Source organism: Actinoplanes sp. NPDC049598 (assembly GCF_040675435.1).
Classification (GTDB): Bacteria; Actinomycetota; Actinomycetes; order Mycobacteriales; family Micromonosporaceae; genus Actinoplanes.
In genome coordinates, this window is sequence record NZ_JBFAOX010000002.1 from 183,769 (window position 1) to 208,861 (window position 25,093).

18 protein-coding genes are annotated in these 25,093 nt (G+C 71.4%); 5 read left to right on the plus strand and 13 right to left on the minus strand.

Going from position 1 to position 25,093, the window contains the following annotated elements; translation table 11 throughout:
* Positions 1–135: 135 nt before the first annotated feature.
* The 3 genes from AB0J66_RS06690 to AB0J66_RS06700 all read right to left on the minus strand — a co-directional run bounded on the left by AB0J66_RS06690 (position 136) and on the right by AB0J66_RS06700 (position 5,361).
* Positions 136–3,531: an Ig-like domain-containing protein gene (locus AB0J66_RS06690; protein WP_364656426.1), complete on the minus strand. Its 3,396-nt coding sequence runs from the start codon at positions 3,529–3,531 to the stop codon at positions 136–138.
* 94 nt (positions 3,532–3,625) lie between these two features.
* The gene (locus AB0J66_RS06695; protein WP_364656429.1) at positions 3,626–4,522 is read right to left on the minus strand and encodes a glycosyltransferase family 2 protein; all 897 of its coding nucleotides are present in this window, start codon (positions 4,520–4,522) and stop codon (positions 3,626–3,628) included.
* On the minus strand, positions 4,519–5,361 hold the full coding sequence (locus AB0J66_RS06700; RefSeq protein WP_364656431.1) for a glycosyltransferase: 843 nt from the start codon (positions 5,359–5,361) through the stop codon (positions 4,519–4,521). The genes AB0J66_RS06695 and AB0J66_RS06700 overlap by 4 nt, the downstream gene beginning before the upstream one ends.
* 193 nt (positions 5,362–5,554) lie before the next feature.
* On the opposite strand from AB0J66_RS06700, the gene AB0J66_RS06705 reads away from it, so the two are divergent.
* Both AB0J66_RS06705 and AB0J66_RS06710 read left to right on the plus strand, forming a co-directional pair.
* The gene (locus AB0J66_RS06705) at positions 5,555–6,784 is read left to right on the plus strand and encodes an MFS transporter (protein WP_364656434.1); all 1,230 of its coding nucleotides are present in this window, start codon (positions 5,555–5,557) and stop codon (positions 6,782–6,784) included.
* Positions 6,781–7,809, plus strand: a complete 1,029-nt coding sequence (locus tag AB0J66_RS06710) for a hypothetical protein (RefSeq protein WP_364656436.1) — start codon at positions 6,781–6,783, stop codon at positions 7,807–7,809. The genes AB0J66_RS06705 and AB0J66_RS06710 overlap by 4 nt, the downstream gene beginning before the upstream one ends.
* Here AB0J66_RS06710 and AB0J66_RS06715 read toward each other — a convergent pair.
* Positions 7,796–8,452 (minus strand): class I SAM-dependent methyltransferase, encoded by a 657-nt coding sequence (locus AB0J66_RS06715; protein WP_364656439.1) that lies wholly within the window; start codon positions 8,450–8,452, stop codon positions 7,796–7,798. The two genes, AB0J66_RS06710 and AB0J66_RS06715, sit on opposite strands and share 14 nt — an antisense overlap.
* Positions 8,453–8,720: 268 nt before the next feature.
* Here AB0J66_RS06715 and AB0J66_RS06720 point away from each other — a divergent pair, with 268 nt between their 5' ends.
* Both AB0J66_RS06720 and AB0J66_RS06725 read left to right on the plus strand, forming a co-directional pair.
* Positions 8,721–9,809 (plus strand): hypothetical protein, encoded by a 1,089-nt coding sequence (locus AB0J66_RS06720; protein ID WP_364656441.1) that lies wholly within the window; start codon positions 8,721–8,723, stop codon positions 9,807–9,809.
* Between the two features lie 13 nt (positions 9,810–9,822).
* Positions 9,823–11,022 carry a glycosyltransferase gene (locus AB0J66_RS06725; protein WP_364656444.1) on the plus strand — a complete coding sequence of 400 codons (1,200 nt, stop codon included), beginning with the start codon at positions 9,823–9,825 and terminating at the stop codon, positions 11,020–11,022.
* Here AB0J66_RS06725 and AB0J66_RS06730 read toward each other — a convergent pair.
* Both AB0J66_RS06730 and AB0J66_RS06735 read right to left on the minus strand, forming a co-directional pair.
* On the minus strand, positions 10,988–12,364 hold the full coding sequence (locus AB0J66_RS06730) for an O-antigen ligase family protein (RefSeq protein WP_364656447.1): 1,377 nt from the start codon (positions 12,362–12,364) through the stop codon (positions 10,988–10,990). The two genes, AB0J66_RS06725 and AB0J66_RS06730, sit on opposite strands and share 35 nt — an antisense overlap.
* A complete protein-coding gene (locus tag AB0J66_RS06735) occupies positions 12,361–13,254 on the minus strand; it encodes a hypothetical protein (protein WP_364656450.1) in 894 nt (297 codons plus the stop codon). Before AB0J66_RS06735 ends, AB0J66_RS06730 begins: the two co-directional genes overlap by 4 nt.
* A 223-nt stretch (positions 13,255–13,477) precedes the next feature.
* Here AB0J66_RS06735 and AB0J66_RS06740 point away from each other — a divergent pair, with 223 nt between their 5' ends.
* Positions 13,478–14,746 carry a glycosyltransferase family 4 protein gene (locus AB0J66_RS06740; RefSeq protein ID WP_364656452.1) on the plus strand — a complete coding sequence of 423 codons (1,269 nt, stop codon included), beginning with the start codon at positions 13,478–13,480 and terminating at the stop codon, positions 14,744–14,746.
* Positions 14,747–14,752: 6 nt separating this feature from the next.
* Here the strand turns inward: AB0J66_RS06740 and AB0J66_RS06745 are convergent, their stop codons facing one another.
* From AB0J66_RS06745 to AB0J66_RS06775, 7 genes are all read right to left on the minus strand, one after another.
* Positions 14,753–16,234, minus strand: coding sequence for a lipopolysaccharide biosynthesis protein (locus tag AB0J66_RS06745; protein ID WP_364656455.1), 1,482 nt, complete (start codon positions 16,232–16,234; stop codon positions 14,753–14,755).
* 12 nt (positions 16,235–16,246) lie between these two features.
* Positions 16,247–19,867, minus strand: coding sequence for a DUF4082 domain-containing protein (locus tag AB0J66_RS06750; RefSeq protein WP_364656458.1), 3,621 nt, complete (start codon positions 19,865–19,867; stop codon positions 16,247–16,249).
* A gap of 173 nt (positions 19,868–20,040) precedes the next feature.
* Complete coding sequence (locus AB0J66_RS06755; protein WP_364656461.1) at positions 20,041–21,129, minus strand: DegT/DnrJ/EryC1/StrS family aminotransferase; 1,089 nt, start codon at positions 21,127–21,129, stop codon at positions 20,041–20,043.
* Positions 21,130–21,139: 10 nt separating this feature from the next.
* Positions 21,140–21,769, minus strand: a complete 630-nt coding sequence (locus tag AB0J66_RS06760; RefSeq protein WP_364656464.1) for an acetyltransferase — start codon at positions 21,767–21,769, stop codon at positions 21,140–21,142.
* Positions 21,766–22,881, minus strand: coding sequence for a DegT/DnrJ/EryC1/StrS family aminotransferase (locus AB0J66_RS06765; RefSeq protein ID WP_364656466.1), 1,116 nt, complete (start codon positions 22,879–22,881; stop codon positions 21,766–21,768). The genes AB0J66_RS06760 and AB0J66_RS06765 overlap by 4 nt, the downstream gene beginning before the upstream one ends.
* Before the next feature lie 8 nt (positions 22,882–22,889).
* Positions 22,890–23,855 (minus strand): NAD-dependent epimerase/dehydratase family protein, encoded by a 966-nt coding sequence (locus tag AB0J66_RS06770; RefSeq protein ID WP_364656469.1) that lies wholly within the window; start codon positions 23,853–23,855, stop codon positions 22,890–22,892.
* Positions 23,852–24,910 (minus strand): Gfo/Idh/MocA family oxidoreductase, encoded by a 1,059-nt coding sequence (locus tag AB0J66_RS06775; protein WP_364657351.1) that lies wholly within the window; start codon positions 24,908–24,910, stop codon positions 23,852–23,854. The genes AB0J66_RS06770 and AB0J66_RS06775 overlap by 4 nt, the downstream gene beginning before the upstream one ends.
* Positions 24,911–25,093 lie beyond the last annotated feature (183 nt).

The following is a 25,093-nucleotide window of genomic DNA, read 5'->3' on the forward strand; positions in this document are numbered from 1 at the left end:
ACCGTCCGGCAGACGCCTCTTTCAGAATGGTCAATGCGAATTCGACGTTTCGGGCCGCGCCCTCACACCTTCGGACGATAGCCGGGACAGCAAAAGAGGCCCTCCGGACGGAGGGCCCCTGCTTGCCGGCGGCGGCTACCGCCGGGCGACTGCCACTGTTGACGGCGCGGTCACCCTCGTGTTGCCGGCGGAGTCGGTGACCACCGCCAGCAGGGTCACCTTACGGCCCGCGTTCTTCGCGCCCGGCGTCCACGAGAACCGGTACGGGGACTCCGATGTGGCGCCCACCTTGACCCCGTCGGCGTACAACGCCACCGACCGCACGCCGAAGTCGTCGGAGGCCCGCACCAGCGGCCGTACGGTCTCGCCGGCCTTCACTGTGGACCGGCTGCCCGGGTCCACGATCGCGGCCGCCGGGCGGGCGTCGGCCACCCGGCCCACCCCGCTCGGCAGGTTGCGGGACCGGGGGACGCTGACCGGGCCGGCGTCGGTCAGCACGACCCCGCCGCTGACCCGGCTGTCCTTGACGAAACCGTCGGCGCCGTAGGTGAACGTGACCGAACCCGTGACGACGGACCGGCTCACGTAGCCGTGATTGCGGATGCCGCTACGGATCGTGTTCTCCGGCGCGCCGTCCTTACCGCGCGCACCGTCGAACAGGATGCCGCCGGTGACCACGCTGCCGGCCACGGTGAGCTCGCTCTCGACCGTTCCCGGGCCGGAGCCCTGGATCAGCCCGGTCTTGACGACCGACGACTTCACCACGCTGTTCTCGAGACGGCCGGCCGCGCCGAAGTAGGCGATGCCGGCCTCGGCGGCCACCTTGCCCGGGGTGACCGTGACGCCGGAGATGTCGACGAACATCTCGTTGGTGTCGGTCGAGCCGAGCGACTGCCGCGACACCGTGACGACGTTGCCGCCGCCGTCGCGCAGGTAGGGCTGATCGCCGGCGAGCGTGGTGAGCGACTGGTCGGGCTCGATGGTCACCTTGTTCGCGCCGGCGCCCTTGATCTTCACCGGCTTGGTGATGGTCAGGCCGTTCCTGGCACCCGCCTGCACCGGATTGGAGTTGCTGTTCACCGGGGTCGACGACTCCTGGTAGAGACCGTCGCAGACGACGATCGTGTCCCACGGCGACGCGAAGTCCACGGCCGTCTGGATCGAGGTGAACTGCGCGGCCGGGCACTGCTCACGGTCGTCGTCGACGGTCCAGAGGGTGCCGCTGTCCTTCAGCGCCACCTCACCGGGCGAGTTGTCGTACGCCGCGAGCGCCGCCGCCGGCATCGGGCCGTCCGAGGCGTACCGGCCGTACCCGGCGCCGTTAGCCTTGTTCGTGCCGTCCGAAAGGATCTGGGCGCCGCCGGCGCTTTCCTGGAAGCGCACGTCGGCCAGCTGGATCGAGCCCGACTTGGGCATGGCGCCGGTGCCGAAGCGCAGCTGCAACCCGGCCAGCGAGCCGACGTCGACGCCCTGCCGGGCGAACTCGGTCAGCGGCACACGGATCTGGTCGAGCACGATGTGCGTGTTCGGCGTGTTGGTGCCGGTCGACATGTGCAGGGCGTTGCCCCAGCGCGGATCGCCGGCCGCGACGGTGGCCTCGCGCCCCGCCGTGTCCTTCAGCGCGATGACGAAGTCCTGGGTGGTCGAGGCCGGGTCGTACGACGTGGGCTTCTCATTGGGCCAGTCCGCGCCGGAACGGGTGTTGTCGCCGCGGTTGTCCGCGCCCGGGTTGCGGGTGTCGAAGAAGTTGACCGCGGCGTCGAGGGCCAGCGCCTCCAGACCCTTCAGGTTCTTCGAGGCGGCCGGGATCTGCGCGGTCAGCGTCGCCGCCGAGCCCGGCTCCCAGGCCAGGGTGAGCTGACGGCCGTACGAGTGGTTGATCGGGGCGTTCTCGCGGGTGCCGTTCTGGCCGCCGAGCGCGGTCGCGGCCGGCAGCGGGCACTGCTTGGCCGCGGCCGGCAGCCCGCTCTTGCCGAGCTGGGCCGGGGCGAAGTCCTGCGGCTCCGGGTTGCACCAGTCGAAACCCTGCGGGGTCGGCGCCGGCTTGGTGGTCACACCGGCGGCCTGGGCGTACGGATCGGCGAAGCCCGACCCGCTCAGCGCCCCACCGAGCGCGTTCAGGCCGAGCGGGTTCCCGGTCTCCGGCCGGATCAGGTCGACCCGGGCCCCGGCCCCCGCGAAGTAGGTGGTGTTGACCCGCTCCTCGCACTTGATGGCCGTGCCCGACACGCTGGCCGGGCAGGCGCTCGCCGGCACCTGAAGGTGCGAGGCGGTGGTGGACAGCTCGCCGGTCATGTACGGCTCGAACGCGCCCTCCCCGCCGATGTAGCGCCGGAAGAACGCGGCCATCGTGGCCAGGCCGAGCTTCTCCTGGTCACCCATCCGCTGCGGGTCGCCCGAGATCTTCGTGTTGACCGCCGGGTTCAGCGGGTCCGAGTTGTCGATCGCGTAGTTCAGCGCCGGGTCGGTGTAGCTCGCCGCGCCGCTGAGCCGCAGGTTGTGCGGGTGCACGTTGGTGGTGGCGAACGGCGCCGAGTTGCCGCAGGCGGCGTCGTTGTTAGCCTGCCCGTCGGCCCCGCCGTCGGCGTACCAGACGGAGTTGTACCAGTTGTGGATGGCGCCGAGCTGCTCGACCTGGATCCGCGGGAAGGGGTCGCCCTCGCTGACGTACTGGCCGCGCTCGAACTGCCGCGCGCCCATCAGGTTGGACACGTCACCGTCGCACATCGGCAGGATCGACATGTACGGCATGCCGTACGGCGCCTTGCGCTCGTAGTCGGTCGGGGCGAGCGAGATGACCCCGTTGATCGGGTAGCGCGGGCCGTCGGTACGGATCCGGTTGTAGTCGAGGAAGTTGGTGACCGCGTCGCCGCCGCGCGAGTGCCCCATCAGCCCGATGCGAGTCATGTCGAGGCGCCCGGCCAGTGTCTTGCCGATGGTGGTGTGCGCGTCGACCGGCAGGCCCTTGGCCTTGTTGGCGGCGGTGATGGCGTCGAGCGCGGCAGCCAGGAGCATGCGGCGGTTGTGCATGCCTTTGCCCTTGTTGCCGTCCTGGCGCATCATCAGCTGGTCCTGCGAGATGGAGAACGTGGTGTAGCCCCACGTGGCTAGGTTCTCGGCCAGGTAGGCGTAGCCGCTCTCGTTGTGCTTGTACTGCGCGCAAGTGGCGGTCGCCGAGTCCTGACCGGAGTCGCAGGAGCCGTGGTTGCCATGCACCAGCACGATCAGCGGCGACGGCTTGGCCCGCAGCTTCCAGTCGGGCATGTGGAGCTGGCCGCGGATCTCGACGTCCATCGGCGCCTGGGCCGTGCCCGCCGTGGGGGCCGCGCCGTCGGAGTTGGGCTCCTGGATGGTGGCCAGGCCGAACTTGGCCTCCTGGACGACCTGGTGGCCGTACGGGCCCCGCGCGGTCGGGTCGGGAGGAGACACCGGCTTCGGAGTCGTGGCGGCCATCGCCGGCGCGGTCAGACCCGCGATCGAGACGACGACCGGCAGAACAATTCCGAGTACGCGCCTAAATGTTCCGTGCACGCATTTCTCCCCAGAAAGGTGAAGGGAATTACGGATCGGAACGCTAAGAGTCCGACGTTTCTCAGCTGTTTCCTACGTAATTCCGATCGAACTTTCAGGAAGCAGAGGGCGGAAACGGCAGTGTGGCGGGACGGACGAGGGCGGTCACCGCACGGCGGCTGCGCTGGTGACCCAGCGCAGCCCGGGACGCTTCACGCAGGAAGACGGCCGACCAGTAGGCCACGGTGGCCGCCCCGGAATGCCGCATCCGGTAGAGCCGGACCCGGTTGACGGTCAGCAGGCTCCACAAGGCCGGCGAGACCCGCGATTCGCCTCCGATATGGACAACCTCGGCGTCGGCCACCAACTCGGTCACGAAACCATGATCCCGGGCGCGCAGGGCGAATTCCGTTTCCTCGGAATAGAGGAAGAATCGTTCCTCCCACGGCCCGCACGCCTCGAGGCAGGCCCGCGACATCAGCATCACGGCGCCGGTGGCCCAGTCGGCCGTGCCGTCGGTGAAGTACGCCTCGCGGTCGAGCACCGTCTCCCCCAGCGCCGGGAAACGGCCGGCTCGCTGCCCCAGCACGGCCTCGCCCAGGGCGCGGCGCACGGTCGGCTCGCGGCGCAGCGAGAACGCCACATGGCCGTCCTCGCCGAGGATGCGCGGCACCGCGATGCCGACCTCCTCCTTCGCCAGCCGGGCGGCCAGCTTGGCCACCGACCCGGGCTTGAGCCGGACGTCCGGGTTCAGGAGCAGGACGGCGTCGTACGGATCGGCCACCCGCAGCGCCGCGTTGAAGGCGGCCGCGTAGCCGGCGTTGCGCCCGGTCTGCTCGATGTGGCACCCCGGCACGAGCTCGCGGGCGACGGCCACGCTGTCGTCGGCCGAGTTGTTGTCGGCCAGGTAGAGACCCCAGTCGAGGCCGCTCAGTCCTTCGCCGAGCGAGCGCAACAGGCCCGGAAGCACGGCCGCGCTGTTGTAGGAGACGACTACGACCGCCACTCTCATGCTGTCCTGCTGCTTTCGTCTCGGAGCCAGGTGGTGAAGTCGCCCGCGCGCACGGCCCGTTCGGCCCGCCGCCGGGTGATGAGCGTGACCGCGAGGAAGACGCCCATTTTGGGGGCCGCCAGCGGATTGGCCCGGAGGATGCCGATCAGGTCGGCCTTCGTCGTCCGCGCCTCGTCCACCGCCTCCGGCAGCGACTGCCGCAGCTGCGTCGTCGCGGTCACCGACCGGACCCGGCGCCGGATCAGATCACCGAGCGTGCGCGGCGGATGCACCACGACGCGTGAGCCCGGCACGATCCGCCGCTCGGCCGGGCTGAACGCCACCGAGGCGGCCAGGTCGTCGCCCATCACGTCGGGCACGGCCCGCAGCCGTTCGCGGGCCTCCCCGGTCACCGCGATCACGCCGCGGCCGAACAGGCCCTCGCGCACCACCGGCAGCTGCTGCCAGACGTCGTAGTACCACCGGACCGGCCAGGACGACCGCTTCGTCGGGACGACCCGCTCCGGCGCCGCCGCCAGCACCCCGGGCTCCCGCAGCGCCTCGGACAGGCGCCGCAGGTCGTCCACGCTCATCTCGACGTCGGCGTCGAGGTAGACCACATCGCGGCCGGTGGCCCGGTCGTCGCCGGCCCTCATCGCGCCGTACTTGCCGGGCCGCTCGAGGTCGACCACCTCCACCGGCGGGCCGAACTCCGCGGCCAGCGCCGCGGTGTCGTCGGTGCACCCGTTGGGCACCACGACGACCTGCATCTCCCCGGGCTGCGCACCGGCCAGCAGGCCGTGCAGCAGCCGGCCGATCACGGGCGCCTCGTTGTGCGCCGGGACAACCACGCTGATCACGCTGGCAGTATCGCCGGGGGCCGACGATCGACACCACCCTCTGTCGGATCCTCGCTCGAGGACACACCGGTCGGCCACCGTGGACGGACCGACGGATGCCCAGCCTCGGCCGGACGGCCGACTGCCGCCGGTACCCGGTTGTGCGACAAGGTGGTGGAGCAATCCGGCAACACCAGGAAAGGCAGGGCAATACGTGTACGTCTCGGTACGCGACCGGCCCGCGGCCCAGCCGGGCCGAACGGCCGGCCGGGTGGCGACGACCGTGGTGCTCCTCGGCGTGGTCAGCATGTTCACCGACATCTCCTCGGAGATGGTCGCCGCGGTCCTGCCGCTGTACCTGACCACCCAGGTCGGCCTCGGCTACCTCGCGTACGGCTTTGTGGACGGCCTCTACCAAGGCGTGAGCGCGGTCGTACGGATCGGCGGCGGTTACGCGGCCGACCGGCACGGGCACCCGAAGTGGATCGCGGTGGCCGGTTACGGCGTATCGGCGATCAGCCGCATCGCGCTGCTGCCGGCGCACGGCTTGGCCGCCATCGTCTCGGTCATCTCGGCCGACCGGCTCGGCAAGGGCCTGCGGACGGCCCCGCGCGACGCGCTCATCGCCGCCTCGAGCGACCCCACCGAGCTCGGCCGGGCCTTCGGCGTGCACCGCACGCTCGACACGATCGGCGCCGTGCTCGGCCCCCTGGTGGCTTTCGCCCTGCTGGCCATGGTTCCGGGCAGTTACGACTCGGTCTTCGTGGTCTCCTTCGCCTTCGCGGTCGTCGGCCTCGCGGTTCTGCTGCTGTTCGTGCCGAACATGCGCACCCACGCGGCCGCGGCCCGCACCGGGCTGCGGGTGGTGTTCCGTGAACTGGCCGGCCGCGGCCTGCGCAAGCCGCTGATCGCGACCGCGATCCTGGGTGTGCTGACGGTCGGCGACGGCTTCCTCTACCTCTCGGTCCAGCAACGCGACGACCTCACGGCGAGCCTGTTCCCCCTGCTCTATGTGGGCACCAACGTGGCGTACCTGGCCTTCGCCCTGCCCCTGGGCCGGCTGGCCGACCGCGTCGGCCGGGCCCGGGTCTTCGTCGGCGGCCACGTCGCGCTGCTCGCGGCCTACTTCGCGGCCGGCGGCCAGTTCGGCGGCATCGCCACCACGATCCTGGTCCTGCTGCTGCTCGGCACGTACTACGCGGCCACCGACGGCGTGCTGCCCGCGCTGGTGAGCCGGCTGGTCAGCGAACAGACCCGGGGCAGCGGCATCGCGGCCGCGCAGACCGTGGTCGCGCTGTCCCGCTTCGTCTCGGCCCTGGCCTTCGGCAGCCTGTGGGTGCTGATCGGCCGCGGCAACGCCCTGCTCGTGGTGGGCGTGCTGTTGGCCTGCGCGCTGCCCGCGGCCTGGATGCTGCTGCGGCCCTCCGAGGCGGCCCGCGCGTGAGCACCCGGATCCGCGTGGCCGTCCTGGCCGCCGTCGTCGTGCTGGCCCTGCTGGTCGCGGTCGTCTACGTGCTGCGCGTACAACGTGAACAGGCGTCGGAGGCCGAGGCGGCGCCCGCCGTGCCGGTCGCCGACCTCACCACCGCGACGGCCGGGCCCCACCTCGTCTTCCGCAACACGGCCCTGGGCAACGGTTACGGCAAGCTGGCGGTCGTCCCGCTGAGCGACCCCGGCGGCGCCCGCGCGCTGACCACCATGTCGTGCGAGCGGGCGTACGCGGCCGCGGGCCGATCGGTGTGCCTGTCGGCCCGGCGTGGCATCACCAACACGTACAAGGCCGAGGTGCTCGACGACGCCTGGGAGGCCACCGGCGATCTGCCGCTGACCGGCCTGCCCAGCCGCGTGCGGCTCTCCCGCGACGGCTCGCTGGCCGTCACGACCACCTTCGTCTACGGCGACTCCTACGCCACCGTCGGGCAGTTCTCGACCCGCACCCTGATCACCCGCATCGGGGCGGGCGGGAAGGGCTCGGCCGACCTCGAGAACTTCAAGCTCTACGTGGACGGCAAGCGGGTCACCGCCGCCGACCGCAACCTCTGGGGCGTCACGTTCGCCGACGACGACACCTTCTACGCGACGGCGGCCTCCGGCGGCACGACGTGGCTGGTCAAGGGAAGCCTGTCCAGCCACCGACTCGACTCGATCCGTACGGACGTGGAATGCCCCTCGCTCTCCCCCGACCGCACCCGGATCGCCTTCAAGAAACACGGCAACCTGCCCAACGGCCAATGGCGCCTCGCCGTCTACGACCTCCGCACCGGCCAGGAGACCTTGCTGGCCGAGCAGACCAGCGTCGACGACCAGGCCGAGTGGCTCGACGACGACACGGTGCTCTACGGCCTGCCGCGCACCAGCGACAGCGGCGCCGCCACGAGCGACATCTGGGCGGTGCCGGCCGACGGGACCGGCGCGCCGCGCCTGCTCGTGCGCGACGCCTGGTCGCCCGCCGTCGTCAGGCCTTCTTGACCGCGATCAGTGACTTGGTGAAGCCGGCCAGCCGCTCGCCTTGGATCGCCGAATCCGGGAAGTAGTACCGCATCTGGCTGCGGTCGAGCAGCTCGGTCCAGAGCACGCCGGTCAGAGCGTCGCGCAGGTCGGCCGAGCGGACGTGAGCCAGCGGCCAGCGCCGGGCGAACGCCGCGCGCGCCCGCACCGGGAAGAACTGCATACCGGGGGCGATCCAGTGTGGCTCGACGGGGAAGTACCGGTACGGGGTCTGCACCCAATGCGCGGGGGCCAGCGTGTGCACCGACTCGGCGAACCGCAACCGCCGCTCGTGGCCGCCCACGTGCTCGATGACCGAGTTGGAGAAGACCAGGTCGTAGCGACGGGACACGATCTCGGCCGGCAGGGCGCAGGCGTCGCCGTTGTCGACGGTGATCCAGTCCGGCACCTCGTCCGGCGGGGTGTCGATGTTGACGACGTGCACGTGCTTGGGGTGCAACGGCGACTGGGTCCATGTGCCGGCGTCGCCGCCGAGGTCGATCACCGACATCCGATCGAGGTCGGGGAACTCACGCACCAGCCAGTCCCATCGCTTGGCCCGCCGCTTGCCGCCCCACGACTCGTTGCGGTCGACGACGCGTTCCCTGATGGACTGCGATCCCATCCCGGCCATTCCTCTCGTCGGCACATGCCTGTGGCGCGGAGCGCGCCGGGTGCACCGTAACGCCCACCGGAGCAGCCGCAGAAGGGTCCATCGTGGCCTCGGTCGCGGTTCCGACACAGTGGCGGCCGATCTCGGCCACCCGGTCGGCGGCGGTTGACCGAAGGGCGCACATCGACTGGTACGCATGCCGGCCACAGCGGCCCGGAAGGGCCTGCGAAGCGGCGTTCGGCGTCGATAGAGTGCCGTTGTCCGGGCCTGAGGGGGTTCTGTGCGCTCACTGTTCCGTTCGCCGCCCGTCCTGGTGGCGATCGCCGGAGTGGCCGTGGTCATCATCCTGCTGGTCGTCGCCGTGGCCCTGACGGACCGCGACGACGCCGACCGGGAGTCGACCGCCGCCCATCGCCCGTCACCGACCACCACGCCGGACTCGGCCGGCCCGGCCGCGCCGGCGTCGAGCGGTCCCGTCGTCCCGTCGTCGGCCGCCCCGTCTCCCTCCTCCAGTGGCTCAGGCAGTCCGGCCGCGCCGAGCTCGGCCCCGGCCGGCTCCGCGCCGAAGGCCGAGTCGGCCAGCCCGGCCGCCAAGCTCCGTGGCTCGTTCCCGAACGCCGGCAACACCGGAGTCCCGGCCGGCGCCGCTCTCAAGGCCCCCAGCAGCACCGTCCTGCGCATCATGAAGCCGGGCACGGTGATCGACGGCGCCGACATGCGGGCCGACATCAGCGTCGAGGCGAACAACGTGACCATCAAGAACACCCGGGTCATCACCGCCGGCGAGTGGGGCATCATCCAGCGCGAGGGTTTCTCCGGCCTGGTCGTCCAGGACAGCGAGATCCGCGGGAACGGCAAGGACCGCCTGCAGCACGCCATCTTCAACCTCGGCGGCGACATCACCATCAAGCGCACCGACATGTCGATCTGCTCCGACGCCATCTCCACCAACTCGGGCCTGATCGAGGACAACTACCTGCACGACCCGATCTACTTCGACGGCGACCACACCGACATGATCCAGTCGAACTCGGGACCGGCGGCCGGCAAGCAACTGGTGATCCGGCACAACACGGTCATCAACACGCTCGACCAGACGGCCGCGGTCGCGCTGTTCCAGGACTTCGGTGTGCAGCACAGCGCGCTCATCGAGAACAACTTGCTGGCCGGCGGCGGCTACGCGCTCTACGCGGGGGCCGGCAAGCTGGGCACCTCGCACAACATCAAGATCCTGAACAACGCGTTCAGCCGTGAGGTGCACGCCAAGGGCGGGCAGTACGGCCCGGTCTCCTACTGGGACGCGCACGGCAGCGGCAACGTGTGGCAGGGCAACGTCTGGGCCGACACCGGAAAACCCGTCAATCCGTAGAACGAGGAGACACGTGACGGTCCCCGCTCTCCAGGGCGCCCTGGAGGATCTGGTCATCTACTTCGCGAACAGCACCTGGTACGGACCGGCGGGTACCGACCGCCACATCGCCGAGGCGCTGAGCCGGCACGCGCCCGTGCTCTACGTCGAGCCGCCGGTCTCGGTGCTCACCGCGCTGCGCAACCCGGCCTTCGCCTCGACGCTGGCCGACCGGCCCCGCCTGGAGGTGCTGGGGCCGCGTCTGGCCCGGGCGGTGACCCGGGTGTCACCCGGCATGCACCGGCCCGGCCTGAACCGTCTCACCGCTCCCCTGGTCGCCCGGGGCACACGGGCCGCCCTCCGGCGGCTCTACGGCCGCACCGGCACGGTCGCCGGTGTCGTCTCGTGCCGGGTGACCCCGCTGTGGTCGGCCGTGCCGGCCCGGCGGCGGTTGTTCTTCGCCACCGACGACCTGCCGGCCGGGGCCGAGCTGCTCGGCGAGTCCCGCGAGCGGCTCCTGCGCGACGAGGCGTCCACGATCCGGGGCGCCGACGCGATCGCCGTGGTCTCGCCGGGCCTGCGGGATCGCTACGCCGACTCCGGGTGGAAGGCCGAGCTCGTCCCGAACGGGTGTCTTCCCGGGGCTTACGACGGCGTGGAGCAGGCCCCCATGCCCACGGACGTCGACCTGCCGGGTCCGATGGTCGGCTTCGTCGGCTACCTCAACCACCGCATCGACCTCGCGCTGCTGGAGGCCGTGGCCGCCACCGGCGCCTCGCTGTTGCTGGTCGGGCCGGCGGTGCCCGGCTATCGCACCGAGCGCTTCGAGGCCCTGTGCGCGCGGGCCAACGTGACGTGGGTGGGCGCGAAGCCGTTCGAGGAGTTGCCATCCTATCTGCGGCTCATGCGGGTCGGCCTGCTGCCGTACGCGGACACCGAGTTCAATCGGGCCAGCTTCCCGCTCAAGACCCTCGAGTACCTGGCCGCGGGCCGGCCCGTCGTGGCCACCCCGCTACCCGCCAACACCTGGCTCGGCACCGGCCTCGTCATCGAGGCCTCGGGTCCCGGGGCCTTCGCGGCGGCGGCCACGGCCGCGCTGGGCGCGGAACCGAGCGAGCAGCTCGCGGCCCGCCGTCGCGCCTTCGCCGGCGGGCACTCCTGGGACCGCCGGGCCGAGGCCCTGGCCGACCTGCTGGAGCTCACGAGCTCGGATGCCCGGCCGTCGACGTCCTGATCTGCCGTTTGGGGTGGGTGAACCGCCACACCGCGCCGCACAGTCCGACCGTCAGCGCCACCACCGTGGCGTAGGTGTCGAACCAGAGCGAGTCGAACGTCGCCGAGACGAACATGGCGATCAGCTGAGTGCTGATCAGCGCCGCGCACACGTGCTTGTCCTCGGGCGTCGCCGCTCGCCGCAGGGCGATGAAGGCGAGCGCGAGCGCCGTCAGGAAGAGCAGCGCGAGGGCAGCCACACCGATGATGCCGTTGCACAGGGCCGTGGCCAGCCACTGGTTGTCGAGATATTGATACTGCGGTGGCACCCACGTGCCAGTGCCCCGCCCGAACCACGGCGTCTGGGCGAAGTAGTACCCCACCAGCTCGTACCGTTCGGTGCGGGACGTGATGCTCGGGTCGTCGCTGTAGTTGGTGAACATGTCCAGCAACGTGGCCGCGAACGACGGCTTGACCGCGGCCAGCACACCGAGCATCGCCACGCAGATCATGATGCCGTTGTAGCGAAGCCGCCACGTCCAGAGCGGCATCAGGCACAGTGCCATGATGGCCACGGCCACGATGCCGGTGCGGGAGATCGTGGCCGGGATACCGGCCCCGATCAGGACGGCCGCGAACGCGAGCCGGCGCTTCTCCCACCGGGAGGTGGCGAACCGGGCCAGGTGGATGGCGAAGGGCAGCGCCGTGGCCAGCACCGCGCTCAGCTCGATGTAGTGCGTCGTGTTGCTGGCCACGCGCAACCCGCCGCCGCGGGCCTGCAGCTCGGGCGCCGGGCCCTTCTCGGCCAGGCCGGGCAGGACGAGGTACTGCGTGACGTCCCGGGCCAGGACGGTCTCCACCAGACCGACCAGCGCGAGGAAGCCGGCACAGTAGACGAGGACCCGCAGGACGCTGCGGAACCTCTCCCAGTTGGTGAGGCCGTCGGCCGCGGCCAGGATGACCCCGCTGAACGCGGCCGTGCTGATCAGCCACCGGTCGGAGGAGTTGGCCTCCATGCCGGTGAGACCGCGCAGGAACCCGGTGCCGTAGGACACCAGGATCGACAGCCAGTAGATGAGCAGGGCCCAGCGGATGGGCTGGTTGCCGGTCAGCACGAGGTGCGGGTTGAGCTTGCTCAGCACCCACCAGCAGAACAGGCCGAGGCAGACCACGATCGCCGGCCGGCCCACGTCCGTCGTGCCCGGGATGATCAGACGAGCCGGGATCGCCGTCAGCAGGACCAGCATCAGGCCCAGCAGCGTCGCCGCGTCGAGCTTGAGGATCCGGCGCCGGGTGAGGTAGGTGTGGCCGTTCAGCAGGGACGGCTCGAGGTCACCCGGGTGGACGGCCGCCGGGGCGGTCAACGTTGACTGCCAGGGCCCTTGCCGGGCTTCTGATAGACCGACGAGGGCAGCAGGATCGTCGACTCACCGGGCGGGTTCGCGTCGCTGCGGCCGTTCTTGCCGTTGCGGGCCCCGCTCTGCACCACCGTGCCGGCCGGGCGGCCGGAGCCGTTCGCCGGCAGCCGCACGGTCTGCGAGCCCGGGTCGGGCAGGGAGGGCCCGGAGCCGGGCAGCACGAGCTTGCTCTCGGGAGTCGTCTCCGGGGGGTTGCCGGCCGCCACGGGTTCGCCGGACTCCTTGCGCCGACGGGACCGCCGCCGCATCAGGGCGTCGAAGGCGACCGTGAGGCCACCGGTCACCAGGGCGCCGGCGCCGGCCACGGCGACCAGGGCCCGCTTCACCTTGCCGCCGGTCTCCTCGAGATTGTTGCCCGTGTCGAGCCGGCGGGTCAGGATGCGGCCCGGCGTCTTCACGGCGTAGTCGTCCTGGAGCTGCTTTACCGTGTCGTTGAACTTCTTGACCACGGCGTCCGCGGTCTTCGTGGCCATCTCCTGGCTGGTGCCGATGGTCTCGACCGTGGCGATCGGCGCCGGATAGCCGTTCTCGATGACGACGTTGTCGCTCAGCCCGCTCGTCTTGAGCTGGTTGAGGAACTTCTTGTCCACCGTCGCGTAGGTCGCGGCCGTGTTCAGCGAGCCGAGGCCGAGGTCGAGCCACGGGTTGCGCAGCGTCTTGATGTCCTTGGCGATGGACGCCTCGGGCGGCGGTATGAGCTGCACATATGCCGTCGCCTTGTAGTCCGGCTGCACGGTTCGGGATATGTACCCGGCGGCCAGGCCGGTCAGGACCAACAGCGGCACGGCCACGTACCAACGCCGGAACACCAGCTTGGTCAGGTCCCAGAAGTCCACCCGCTGCCTCTCCTCGCCATTTCGGTGTCGCTCCGGCCCTCCGCACAGGACACACCGGGCCGGTCCTCGGCGAGCGTAGCGAGAGCCGGCCGTCTCCGGTCATCCGCCGGAAGGCCCAAACCATTGGCTGTCGGTGATACGACGGAAGCCGTTCGACGGTGCCGGCGGCGCTCGTCCACTTTCTACAATCTGCGCCTATCGGATGAACGGCAGGTGTATTGCGATGGGCCTCGACCGGATGAACATCCTGGTCTACCCGCACGACATGGCCATGGGCGGCAGCCAACTGAACGCCATCGAGCTGGCCGCGGCCACCCGGGACCTCGGGCACCGGGTGGCGGTGGTCGGCGACGACGGCCCGCTCGTTCGGCTCGTGCGAGATCTGGGCCTTCGGCACATTCCAGTGCCGGCGGGCCGTCGCCGCCCGTCCCCCGCCGTCACGCGCCGACTGCGCCGGCTTGTGCGGGCCGAGGGCGTGGACATCGTGCACGGCTACGAGTGGCCACCGGGCCTGGAGGCGGCGGCCGCCGCTTTTCCCCTCGGCCGGGCCGCGGCGGTCTGCACGGTGATGTCGATGTCGGTGGCGCCGTTCCTGCCCGCTTCGCTGCCTCTGGTGGTGGGCACGAAGGCCATTCAGGACGTCACCGCGCCCGGCCGGCCCGGCCCGGTGCACCTCATCGAGCCCCCGGTCGACGTCGTCGCCAACGCCCCCTGCCATCCCACCGGGGCGTTCCGCGCCGAGCACGACCTCGGCCCCGGCCCGGTCGATCTCGTCGTCGTCTGCCGGTTGGTGCCCGAGCTCAAGCTCGAGGGCGTGCTCACCGCGATCGACGTGGTCGGCGAGCTGTCCCGGGAGCTGCCGCTTCGCCTGACCGTCGTCGGCGACGGCACCGCGCGGGCCACGGTCGAGGAGCACGCGGCCAAAGCGAACGCGCGCGCCGGGCGCCGGGCCGTCGTGCTCACCGGTGAGCTCTTCGATCCCCGGCCGGCGTACGCCGCGGCCGACGTCATGCTCGGCATGGGCGGTTCGGCCCTGCGCTCCCTGGCGTTCGGCAAGCCGCTGGTGGTCCAGGGCGAGAAGGGTTTCTGGGAGCTGCTCACGCCGGACAGCGCCGGCCTGTTTCTGCAACAGGGCTGGTACGGCGTCGCCGACGGCACGGGCGGAGCCGAGCGGCTGGCTGCGATCCTGCGGTCGCTGGTGGCCGATCCGGCCCGGCGCTCGGAGCTCGGGGCCTACGGGCGGCGGCTGGCCGAGGAGCGGTTCAGCCTGTCCCGGGCCGCGCGCGTCCAGGAGGACATCTACCGCGAGGCGCTGGCCGCGGCGCGCTCCGGCCGGGGAGTGCTCGGTCAGGGCGCGGAGCTGACCCGGTCGTTCTCCGGCGTGGCCGCGCACAAGGTGCGCCGACGCTACCGGGCCGCGCGGGGCACCCGCGCCTCGGAGGACTTCAACCAGGTCACGCTGGCCGGCCAGGCGCTCGCCGGCAGGAAGTAGCGACCGTCAAGCCGGGGCGGCGGCGGCTTCCGCCGTCGCCGCCGGCTCGCCGACCGAGCGCAGCGACCGCAGTGTGCCGCGCAGACGACGGACCAGCAGGCCGAGCACGGCCACGGCCGCGACGCCGGTGGCCGTCAGAGCCACCAGGCCGGCGCCGAGGAGCAGCGTGGCCGGCACGCCGACCGCGGCCACGGCGAGGCCACCGGCGGCGGCCGGCGCGAGCCGGGCCCCGAAGGCACGGCCGGAGACTCCCGTGCGGCGCAGCTCGTAGAGGTAGATGGGCGCGACCACGAGAGCCGCGACGGCCAGCGCCGCCGCCCCGGCTCCGGCGGCGCCACCCGCGTCGGCGCCGAGCCACAGGGCCGGCACCAGGGCCACGAACCAGACGACCTGCACGGTGAAGACCACGCGGGTGTTGGCCAGCACCACGAAGTAGTCGTAGACGAGCTCGAACAGGATGCGCAGCCCGGCCAGCAGGCCGAGCCAGGTGAGCACCATCGCGGCCGGTCGCCAGACATCGCCGTAGACCAGAGTGACGAGCGGCTCGGCCGCGACGGCGAGCGCGACACAGGCCGGCAGCGTGATCGCGCCGAGCAGGCCGCCGGTCGACAGGAACGTGCGGCGCATCGCCGGCGGGTCCGACTGCAGCCGCGCCAGCAGCGCGGGCGCCACCGACCGCACCGGCAGGGAGAACACGGTGGCCGGCCAGTTGGCCAGATTGGCCGCCAGCACGTAATAACCGAGCGGGACCGGGCCCAGCACGGCCCCCACGACCACCTTGTCGACGTTGGTCGCCGCGAACACCACGATGCTCGACCCGGCCAACGGCAGACCGAACCGCAGCAGTGCCCGGGCCCGGGCCGGGTCGAAACCGAAGCGCAGCGACCGCGGCGCGAAGGCGATGAACAGCCCGGCCCCGATCACCGAGCCGGCCAGCTGCCCGACGGCCAGGCTCATGGCGCCGACGCCGGCCAGCGCCAGGGCCACCGACGTCAGCGCGCTCGTCCAGGTCGCCACCTGATCGGCGATCATCTTGCGGTCCTGGCGGAACTCCCGCTGCAGCATGGCCACCGGCGCCGCGGCGACACCGCTGACCAGCACGCTGAGCCCGAGCACCCGTACCACCGGGGTCGCGTCCGGCGCGCCCATGGCGGCCGAGAAGGCCGGCGCTGCCAGATAGGTCGCCAGGCAGATGAGCGCACTCGACACCACCGAGATGGTGGTGACCGTCGGCGCGATCTCCCGCGGGTCGCCCGGCCATCGGACGATGGCCAGGCTGACCCCGAGCTCGTTGAAGCTGAGCACGGCCAGCAGCGCCACCGTGGCCACGGCGAACGTGCCGAACTCCTCGGGACCGAGGATCCGGGCCAGCACGATGCCGATGGCCAAGGTGCTCAGCTTGGCCAGGGCGGTGCTGGCGAAACTCCATCCCAGCGCCCGGCCGGCGCGGGAGAAGAGCGAACCCTCCTCCGCTACCCCCAGCTTCAACGAACCGTCCTCCTAGCTCTCCGGGGTGAAGACGACGTCGACCCAGTAGTTGTGGTTGACGGCTGCGTCCGGGAAACCCCCGCCGTACCGGTAGGAGCCACCGCCGGCCACCGTCCGCAGCGGGGCGTTGACCACCGGGGTGGACAGGCCGTTCACCTCGACGGCGTAGTGACCGCTCGGCGCGGAGTACGAGACCACGTACTGTGTGCCGGCCTCGATCGCGACCGGCGCCGAGAACAACATGGTCTGCCAGCCCGACTCGGTCTCACCCACGAACGGGCCGGAGGCCAGCAGGGCGCCGGACGCCGTCCACAGCGTGCCCGAGTGGGCGCCGTCGTTGCCGGGACCCTTGTAGAAGCGCACTCCGTTGACGACGCCGGCCGTGTCGGTGGTGAACTTCAGGCCGACCTCGAGCGATCCGGAATCGTTCCAGCTCGGGTTGGCCGGTACCGCGGTCGCCGGGAACACCGTGCGGGCGCCCGACGGCACCTCGGGCTGCGGCTGTGGCGGCGCGGCCACGAAGACCGGGTCCACCCAGTAGTTGGTGCTGCCCCACGACCCGGTCGGGAACCCGTCCGAGCCGTACAGATAAACGCCGTTGGTGCCGGCCGGCGCGCTCAACGGCCCGGTCGTCCGTGTGGTCGAGAAGTAGCCGCCGGTCGAGGCGTAGTTGCCGCGCGGAGCGTAGTACGACGCCACGTACTGGGTGCCGGCCTTGACCGCCACCGGATCGGCGAAGTACACCGTCTGCCAGCCGCCGGACGACTCGCTGACGAACGTCGCCTGGGCCAGGCGGCTGCCGGTGGCCGACCAGAGACTGCCGACGTGCGTGCCGCCGTTGCCCGAGCCCTTGTAGAAGCGCACGCCGATGACGTCCCCGTCCGCGCTCGGGGTGAACTTGACGCCGAGGCTGATCGCCGTCGAGTCCTTGACCGCCGCCGTGGCCGGGGTGTCCGAGGCGGTGAACAGGGTGCTCACCTCGGTCGAGGCCGGGTCGACGGTGAACGACCAGGTCTGCGGGGCGGCCAGGGAGTTGCCGTTGGTGTCGGAGGCGGTGATGGACGCCGTGTACGTCACTCCGGCCGCCAGATCGGCCGACGGGGTGAAGGTGGCCGTCCGCGACGCCGTGTCGTAGTCGACGGAGCCGGCAACCGCGGTGCTGCCCGGACCCGTGAGGGTGAAGGTGATGGTCGAGGCGTTGATCGGCTTGCTGAAGGTCGCGGTCGGGTGCGCCGTGGCCGACACGTAGATCGCGTTCGGGGTCGGCGTCACGCCGCCCACCGTCGGCGGGGTCAGGGCCGAAGAGTCGAACAGCACGTCCACGTAGTAGTTGGCCGCGTTGTAGGACTGGACCGGGAACTGGCCGGGGTTGCCGAACAACCCGTTGCCGCCGCCGTCACCGTTGCGTGGCGAGCTCAGCGGGGGCGCCTGGAACGGCTTGTAGGCGAAGACCCAGGAGTCGGCCGCATAGCGCCCGTTCGGCGCCGTGTACGAGGCCACGTACGTGGTGCCGGCGACCACCGGTACGGCGGGCGAGAAGGTGAGGGTCTGCCACCCGGTCGCCGACTCCCCGCTGAAGGTGCCGCCGGCCAGCAGATCGCCGTCCGACGACCACAACGTGCCGTTGTGGCTGCCGGTATTGCCGGCGCCCTTGTAGAAGCGGATGCCCTTGACGAAGCCGTCGGTCTGCGGGATCACCTTGACGCCGAGCTCGGCCGCGTCGGTGTCGGTGGACGCCGGGGTGGCCGGCACGCGGGCCCCGAACAACGACGCGGAACCGGTCAGGGCGACGACGCGCGACGCGACCGGGCCGATGTTGGCGCTGTCGTCGGTCGCCCGGACCCGGATGGTCCCCGTGCCGTCGCCCGACAGGTAGCCGCTGTAGGTCCAGCTGGTGGTGCCGGTGGCCGGGTGCCAGGTGGCGCCGTTGTCCAGCGAGACCTCGATGCCGGCCACAACGCCGCCGCCGCTGTCGGCGGCGGTGCCGGAGACGGTCACCTTGGCGCCGTTGGCCGCCGTGGCGCCGACGGACGGGGCGGTGATCGTCGTGGTCGGGCCGGTGGCGTCGGTCGAGGCGGACGCGGCGGCCAGGCCGCTCATCCTCGTCGCCGGCTGGACGTGCATGTCGGCCAGCAGGTTCACGATCGCCTGCTGCATCCGGCTGTCGGCGGGGGCGATCGGATCGAACGAGCTGTCGTGGTTGGCGTCGAGGCCCCAGGCGAACTGGACGGTGCCCGCGCCGAAAACGAGCGCCCCGCTGGCCGCCCGGTAGAGCGTCATGTGGTGGGTGGTGGTGCCGGGCGTGACGTCGTTGCCGAAGTCGCGCAGGTATTCGGGGGTCTCGCCGACCGTGGTCGACAGGCGGATCAGGCCGGCCGGCCGGAAGCCGTTGTCCAGGTCCTCGTCGGACTCGTAGCCGACGGTGTGCGGGGCCAGGGTGAGGGTGGCGCCGGCGGCCTGCGTCGCGGCGGCAGTGCCGCGCCAGAACCGGTTCTTGCCCTGCGCGGCCGGCACCTGCAGGTCGAGGTCATCGCTGTTGGCCATGAAGGCGGTGCCGGTGAGGGCGTTCTCGGGCCGGCCGGCGCCCTGCGCGGGCTGGGCGAACCGCGGGTCGCGCCACGTGCCGGTCCACTCCGGCTCGGGGTCGCTCTTCTGGTTGGCCCAGGTCTCCTTGTAGCAGACCAGCGTGCGGTGCGCGGTGTTGCTGCCGTCCTTGCTCGGCTCCCACCTGGTGCGCCAGTAGACCTCGTTCCCGCTGAGGAAGGCGAGGTTGACGCCGGCGTCGCGGGCCGACTCGACGGCGGCGCGCTGGGCACCCGACCAGTATTCGTCATGGCCGACGGAGAGGAACACCTTGTGGTTGTTGATCAGGGTGGCCCGGCGATCCATGTCGACGTCGGTGGTGTACGTGACGTCGTAGCCGTTGCGCTCCATGAATCGGATGGCCGGGTACTCGTTGCTGAAGAGGAAGTCCCGGCCGCCCAGGGCGCCCCGGGTGGCGAAGGGCCGGTTGTAGCTGAGCTTGGTGGCCCGGCCGTTGGGACCGGAGTAGAAGTCGGCCCCGCCGTACAGGTTGTACGCCTGCCAGGTCGCGTCCGAGGTCTTGAAGAAGACGTCCGAGTGACTGGCGTCGTTGCGCACGACGAAGGTGACGTGGCTGCTCGCCTCGTCGTCGTCGGTTCGGGTGAGCAGGGCGAAGTACACGCCGGAGACGGCGGTCGCCGGCACCGGCCAGCTGGCCGAGGCCGCCCACGTGCCGCAGTCGTAGATCTGGGTGGCGACCGTGTCGCTCACGCAGTCGGTCGTCGTGTTCTGCGCCGGGTAGGTACCGGGCAAGGAGGTGATCTTGCGGGCGCCGCTGCCGCCGTAATAGCCGAGGCGGTAGATGTCGATCGTGTAGGCGTGCTCCGCCCGGACCTTGAAGCTGACGGTCTGGCCGGCGTTCACGCTCATGTCGGTGGCGAAGCCCTGCAGCGTCTCGTCGCCCGCGCCCTCGATGTCCCAGACAGTGCGCGACGTTCCGGTCAGCTGGTTCTCGCAGACGACGGGGTTGGCCGAGCAGGCTGCGACCGCCGCGGACTGCGGGAGGAGCACGGCCAGGACGCCTGCGACCAGAATTCCGACAGCGGTCACGGCCGTTGTCGCGCGCAGCTTCCGCTGCCGTCTTACGCCTGCGATGTTCATATGTGCGGCCGCCTCTGCGCGGAGAATTCGGAAAGGTATTTCAGCGCGAACGTAATGATCGTCGTGTGCGAGCCACCATCAGCTTTTCGGGCGGCCACCGGTCCACAACGGATTCAAAGCGCTCAGCCGTGTAGGGCGCCGGTCAGCGTCTCGGCCACTCTGGCCTGCTGATCCGGCGTGATCTGCGGGTAGATCGGCAGGGACAGGATCTCCGGGGCGACGGCCTCGGCATTCGGGAAGGATCCGCCCACTTCAGCGAAAGCGCCCGTCTTGTGCACCGGGATCGGATAGTGGATCCCGGCGCCGATGCCGGCCGCGTTCAGGCGGCCGAGGACGGCGTCGCGGCGGCCGCCGGGGATGCGGATGCAGTAGATGTGCCAGACGTGCTCGTTGCCGTCGAGGGTGGCCGGGAGCACGATGTCGAGGCCGGACAGCAGCTCGTGGTAGCGGGCCGCGGCGGCGCGGCGGCGGGCGTTCCAGTCGGCCAGGCGGGCCAGTTTGGCTCGCAGCACGACGGCCTGCAGGCCGTCGAGGCGGCTGTTCATGCCGACCAGGTCGTGGTGGTACTTCTTCAGGCCGCCGTGGCTGCCGAGGGTACGGACCGTGGTGGCCAGCTCCTCGGAGGAGGTGACGACCGCACCCGCGTCGCCGTAGGCGCCGAGGTTCTTGCCGGGGTAGAAGCTGGTGGCGGCGATGCCGTCGACGCCGGCCGCGCGGCCGTGGCGGGTGGCGCCCTGCGACTGGGCGGCGTCCTCGACGACGGCCACGCCGGCCTGGGCGAGCTTCTCCACCTCGGCCATCTGGCCGTAGAGGTGGACGGGCGCGATCGCGCGGGTGGCCGGGGTGACGGCGGCGAGGGCGGCCTCGGCGTCGATGAGGTACGTGGCCGGGTCGCAGTCGACCAGCACGACCTTCGCGCCGCAGCGGGCGACCGCCTCCGCCGTGGCGATGAACGTGTTGGCCGGCAGGATCACCTCGGTGCCGGGGGTGACCCCGACGGCGCGCAGCGCCAGCTCGAGGGCGTCGGTGCCGTTGGCCACGCCGACGCAGTGGCCGAGGCCGGAGAAGGCGGCGTACTCCTGCTCGAACGCGGCCACCTCGGGGCCGCCGACGAAGGCGGTCTCGGCGATGACGCGCTTGAAGCCGGCCTCGACCTCCTCGGCCACCTCGGCGTGGGCGGCGGCGAGGTCGACCAGCGGGATGCGGGACATGGGCTGACTCCTAAGCGGTGGGGCGGATCGGACGGGCCGGGTTGCCGGCCCAGACCTCGCCGGACGGGACGTCGTGGAGCACGACCGAGCCCATGCCGACCAGGGCGCGAGCGCCGACTTTCACGCCCTCGCGGAGGAGGGCGCCGGCGCCGAGGTACGCCTCCTCGTCGAGCACGGCGCCCCCGCCGAGCCGGACGCCGGAGGCGATGGTGCAGTAGTCGCCGACGCGGTCGTCGTGGGTGAGCACGGCTTGCGGCATGACGGCCACGTGGGCCCCGACGGCGACGTCGGCCGTGAGCACCGTGCCGGCCAGCAGCACGGTGCCGGGGCCGACGGAACTGCCCGCGCCGACCGACGCAAGGGGGTGCACGACGGTGGCATAGCGAGACGACGGCAGGTCGAGGCGCTCGACGATGCTGCGCCGGGCCGTGAAGTTGCGCGGATTGCCCACACAGACCACGACGGCGGCGTCGATGTCTTCGGCAGACGCGGCAGGCCCCAGGATGGGCAGCCCGGAACGCGCAGTGCCGTGCAGCTCCGGGTTGTCGTCGAGGAAGCCGAGCACGTTCCAGTCGGCGCGGGCGGCGGAGGCGGTCTCCCGCGCGAAGCCGCCCGCGCCGACGATGATCAGGTCGTTCACGACCGGGCCAGCTCCCGCAGCACGCCGACGATGTGGTCCTGGTCGTCCTCGGTGAGCTTGTGGTGCAGCGGCAGGATCAGCGAGTCGCGGGTGATCCGCTCGGTCACCGGCAGCGGCCCGGGCGTGACGTCGGCGTAGGCGGGCTCCAGGTGGGCCGCCATGATGCCGCGCCGGGCCGAGACGCCCTGCTTCGCCAGCTCGGCCAGCACGTCGTCCCGGCCGCGGCCGTACGCCGGCTCGATGAGCACCCAGAACGACTGGTAGTTCGTCTGTCCGTAGGCGGGGTCACGAACCGGCACGAGACCGTCGATGCCGGCCAGCAACGACTGGTAACGCCCGGCCAGAGAGCGGCGGTGCGCGACCAGACCGGGCAGGCGGCCGAGCTGGACGAGCCCGACCGCGGCCTGGATGTCGGTCATCCGGTAGTTGTAGGCGGTCTCGAGGTACGCCTCGAGCACCGGCTGGCTGCTCTTGTGCCGGTCGGCGGCCGAGACGTTCATGCCGTGCTCGCGCAGCCGGCGCAGGCGCGCGGCCCGGTCGGCGTCGTCGAGCGTGACCATGCCGCCCTCGCCGGTGGTGATGAGCTTGCGCGGGTGGAACGACCACGCGGCGAGCGTGGCTCCGGTGCCGGCCGGCTGCCCGTAGGCCGTGGAGCCGGCCGCGCAGGCGGCGTCCTCGACCAGTTCGACGCCCCAGCCGGCGGCCGCCTTGCGCAGGCCGGCGGTGTCGAACGGGACGCCGCCCTGGTGCACCGCGATGACCGCCCGGGTACGCGGCGTGCGTACGGCCTCGATGGTCTCGACCGTGAGGTTGCCCGTGGCCAGATCCACATCGGCGAAGACGGGGGTCGCGCCGACATAGCGCACGGCGTTGGCCGTGGCGATGAACGACAGCGACGGGACGACGACCTCGTCACCGGCTTTGACGCCGAGCGCCACCAGGGCGAGGTGCAACGCGGTCGTGCACGAGCTGACGGCCACCCCGTGCGAGGCGCCGGCGACCGCCGCGAAGTCCTTCTCGAACTGGGCGACGCGCGGGCCCTGGGCGACCCAGCCGGAGCGTACGGCCTCGGCCGCGGCCTGAGCCTCTTCCTCCCCCAGCTGGGGAATCATCACGGGAATCATTTGGACGATCGCCACCAGTCGACGAGGCCTTCCAGGCCTTGCTTCAGCGACAGCTGAGCGGTGAAGCCGAGCTTCTCGCGGGCGGCGGTGGTGTCGGCCAGGCGGCGGGTGACGCCGTTGACCGCGCGGGCCGGGCCGAACTCCGGCTCCAGGTCCGACTTCATGACCTCGCTGAGCGCGGCGGCCAGGTCGCGCAGGCTCGTCTCGGTCTGGCTGGCGATGTTGAAGACCTCGTCGGTGACGTCGGCCCTCGCGGCCAGGATGTTGGCCCGGGCGATGTCGGCCACGTGCACGAAGTCCATCGTGGCCAGGCCGTCGCCCAGGATCAGCGGCGGCGTCCCGGCGTCGATGCGCTCCATCCAGCGGATGAGCACCTCGGTGTAGAGACCGTAGATGTCCATCCGGGGCCCGTAGACGTTGAAGTAGCGCAGCGCCACGTAGTCCAGGCCCTTCATGGCGTGGAAACTGCGCAGCGTGGCCTCGTTCATCGCCTTGGCCGCGCCGTAGAACGTGTCGTTGTTGTAGGGGTGGTGGCGCTCGGTGGTCGGGAACTCCTCAGCCAGGCCGTAGACGGAGGCCGACGAGGAGGCGATCACCTTCTTGACGCCCTTCTCAGCGGCGGCCTCGACCACGTTGAAGGTGCCGTCCACGAGCACCTCGTTGGCCAGCCGGGGCTCCTCCGCGCATTGCGTGATCCGGATGGCGGCGAGGTGGAACACCAGGTCCTTGCCCTCGGTCACGTCGTTGACGAGGGGGACATCGCGGATATCCCCCTCGACCAGCTCGACCGGGCCGTTCTCCAGCGCCCAGGCCAGGTTCTCGCGGCGGCCGCGGACGAAGTTGTCCAGGACCACGATCTCGGCCGCGCCCCCGCGGACCAGCTCGTCGACGACGTGCGAGCCGATGGTGCCCGCCCCGCCCGTGACCAGGGCGCGCGCACCCTCGATCTGTACGCCCGTCACGCCATGTGCCCTTCATCGAGTTTGATCATGGTGCCGCCCTCGGCCAGGCTGCGCGTGGCCGCCTGCAGGATCTCGAGGACGCGGAGACCGGAACGGCCGTCGGTCAGCGCCGGCTCGCCGGAGGTGATGGCCCGCGCGTACTCGTCGACCATCGTGCGCAGCGCCTCGCGCTCGGTCAGGGCCGGGGCGACCATGTCGCCCGAGCGGTACGAGACGAGGATGTCGCGGCGCTGCTCGTCGCCGAGCTCCTCGGGCGAGGCCACGTCGACGCCGCGGTCGTAGATGGCGACGCGCTGGCTCGGGTTGAGGTCGTCCCAGACGAGAGTCCGCTTCGACCCGCCGACGATGGTCGTCCGGATCTTCACCGGTGACAGCCAGTTGACGTGGATGTGGGCGATCGCGCCGTTGCTGAGCTCCAGCGTCAGATACGCCACGCAGGCCCGGCCGGCGCCGATCCCGTCGGCGCCGTGCGCCGAGACCGCTATCGGACGGACCGATTCGGGAAGAACGAAGTCGAGGATGGACAAGTCGTGCGGCGCGAGGTCCCACACCACGTCGATGTCGCGCTGGACCAGGCCCAGGTTGATCCGGACCGAGTCGAGGAAGTGCAGCTCGCCCAGCTCGCCCGAGCGCAGCAGCTCACGGATGCGCAGCACGGCCGGGGTGTAGCAGTACGTGTGGTCGCACATCAGGGTCAGGCCGCGGCGGCCGGCCTCCTCGACCAGCCGCCGGCCCTCCTCGTACGTGGCGGCCAGCGGCTTCTCCACGAGGACATGCTTGCCGGCCGCGAGCGCGGCCATGGCCACCGGCAGGTGGGTGCCGGCCGGCGTGGCGATGGCGACGGCCTGCACCTCGGGGTCGGCCAGCACCTCGTCCAGCTCGGCGGTGACCTGGACGGTCGAGTAGCCACCGAGCACGCGGCGGGCCCGGTCGACGTCCAGGTCGCACAGCCAGCGCAACCGGAAGGCCGGCGTGGCCTGGAAGTTGCGGACGAGGTTGGGGCCCCAGTAGCCGGCCCCGATCACGGCGATACCGATTGGTTGAGTCACGGACATCCTCATCCGGTGCACGGTGGACGGGCGGAGTTCTTCCGTGCCGGAAGTTATCGATCCCGATGCGCCCACCGGAAGAGGCGTGACGGAAGTCCAACCGAGGCCGCGAGGGGCCGCCGGTACGTTCGGTCGGGGTCGCGCGACTGTCGGTCAATGTGGACGGCGACCATCGGCCGGAATGGGCCG